Raw genomic sequence first — 1,859 nt, forward strand, 5'->3', positions numbered from 1 at the left:
CGACGTTGTAGGTGAGCATGGGCCGCCCGGAGAGGTCCACCACCACGCGGGACAGCGCCTCGTCCAGGGGCACATAGGCGTGGCCGTAGCGGCGAATGCCGCGCTTGTCGCCGAGGGCCTTCGCCAGTGCCTGCCCGAGCGTGATACCCACATCCTCGACGGTGTGATGGGCGTCGATATGCAGGTCACCAGCGGCCTGGATATCCATGTCGAGCATGCCGTGGCGGGCAATCTGGTCCAGCATGTGCTCCAGAAAGGGCACCCCGGTGCGGAAGCGGCCCTCGCCGGTGCCGTCCAAGTCCAGCGTGATGCGGATCTGGGTCTCCAGGGTGTTGCGCTCGACCTCGACGGCGCGCCGGGGGGCCGTGGCGGACGCGGTCTGCTCGTTCATGGCATGTCAGGCGACGTTTGCATGCGGGCATTTAACCACAGCGCACTCAGCGCCTGCACGGGTTGGCAGGGTTCTGCACTAACCTGGAGTCTCCGCCGCGGCAACCCACCGCTGCCCGCCACCGCGGAGAAAAGGGGTCAGAGCCCTTTTTGATCGAACGAGTCCGAGCAACAACGGGCCAGGCGCAATTCGCGAGGCCGGCTACGGCGATCTTGGGCTCTTGGGCGATGGCACTCGGCTCGGTGCCGCGCCGATCGCCAACTACCGCCCGGAGATGAGCATCGATTGACGGGCGGCGGTAGGTAGGCTTGATGGGTGCAGCGAAGCGTCCACCAACCCGGTCGCGGCCCGGGTGAGAGGGCCAATGTGCTCCGCGGTGCGCGACATTACCTCGGCGCCACGGATCGCGCGCCGCGGGCATCGAGCCCCCGGCGCGCGGGTGGCCACTCCCCTCGTCCGGACGGACTGCACTGCGCCGCCGGTTGGACGGTCCAATCCCCGGCGCAACCGTCGCCGAGGGTTCAGCCGACAGGTCGGCAAGATCTCCCGATTTCCATACAGCAGACAGCTCCGCCACGTCCGGCCAGCATCCTCATCATCGACGACGAGCCGGTCCAGCTCCGCGCCATCGTCGCCGAGCTTGACCAATTGGGCTTCGAGACCCCGATCGCCCGTGACGGGGCCGACGGCCTGCGCAAGGCCGTGCGGGCCGGCCCTGACCTGATCCTGCTGGACATGATGAGGACCTTCGAGTACCTGCGCGAGCAGCGCCTCGTTCGTGCCCAGGAGCTGCTCGACACCACCAACCAGCAGATTCAGCAGATCGCCGAGGCAATCGGCTTCAAGCGGGCAAGCGACTTCGGCACGGCGTTCAAGCACCGGTTCGGCGTGACGCCGAGGGATTACCGCAAGCCGGGCGGCGCATAGGGTGCGGCAACCGAGAGCGACTCGCATTGCTGTTGGACGGGCCGACAACATCCAGCCAGGGGCCGGCGCTTTGAGCCGAAGCTCAGGCTTCCGCGCTGCCATCCGGAAGGAGCAGATTCTGGAACGGCTCATGTCGCTGCCAACGATAGGCTCGGACATCCCGCTCGTCGGTGGACAGTATGCGCCCGTGTCCAAGAGACTCAGCCAGGATCACGAGCGATGCATCGGCGAAATCCATGGGCAGGTCCGCGTAGTCCCGCATCAGCCGTTCGGCACGCGGCAGGTGCTCGCGCCCTACGGCGAATAACTCACAGGCGCCTTGACGCAGGCTGGCAACAAAGCTGTTTTGGGCGTGCGCGCCCAAGCGCGCCAACAACAGATGACAGCACTCGGTCACCACGGGCCATGTGCACACGAGTCCCTCATCGGACCCGGCAAGCCAAGCCCGGGCCGCCGCATGATGCCGATCGCGCCGGTTCGCGAGCACCAGCCAGAAACCGGTGTCAGCGATGATCATGCTTGGCGTCTAGAGAATCGCTCA

Annotated in this window: 3 protein-coding genes; 1 reads left to right on the top strand and 2 read right to left on the bottom strand. The window is 66.6% G+C overall.

Translation table 11 applies throughout. From position 1 onward, the window contains the following. The coding region (locus tag I6U14_RS10565) for an imidazoleglycerol-phosphate dehydratase (RefSeq protein ID WP_296899157.1) at nucleotides 1–391 on the bottom strand (391 nt) is incomplete at its 3' end. A gap of 648 nt (nucleotides 392–1,039) precedes the next feature. Here I6U14_RS10565 and I6U14_RS10570 point away from each other — a divergent pair. Next, on the top strand, nucleotides 1,040–1,318 hold the full coding sequence (locus I6U14_RS10570) for a helix-turn-helix domain-containing protein (protein ID WP_296899158.1): 279 nt from the start codon (nucleotides 1,040–1,042) through the stop codon (nucleotides 1,316–1,318). Between the two features lie 82 nt (nucleotides 1,319–1,400). Here the strand turns inward: I6U14_RS10570 and I6U14_RS10575 are convergent, their stop codons facing one another. Beyond that, the gene (locus tag I6U14_RS10575; protein WP_296899160.1) at nucleotides 1,401–1,835 is read right to left on the bottom strand and encodes a PIN domain-containing protein; all 435 of its coding nucleotides are present in this window, start codon (nucleotides 1,833–1,835) and stop codon (nucleotides 1,401–1,403) included. Nucleotides 1,836–1,859: the final 24 nt, after the last annotated feature.

This window comes from Thiohalocapsa sp. (assembly GCF_019695415.1).
In the GTDB taxonomy this organism is placed as follows: domain Bacteria; phylum Pseudomonadota; class Gammaproteobacteria; order Chromatiales; family Chromatiaceae; genus Thiohalocapsa.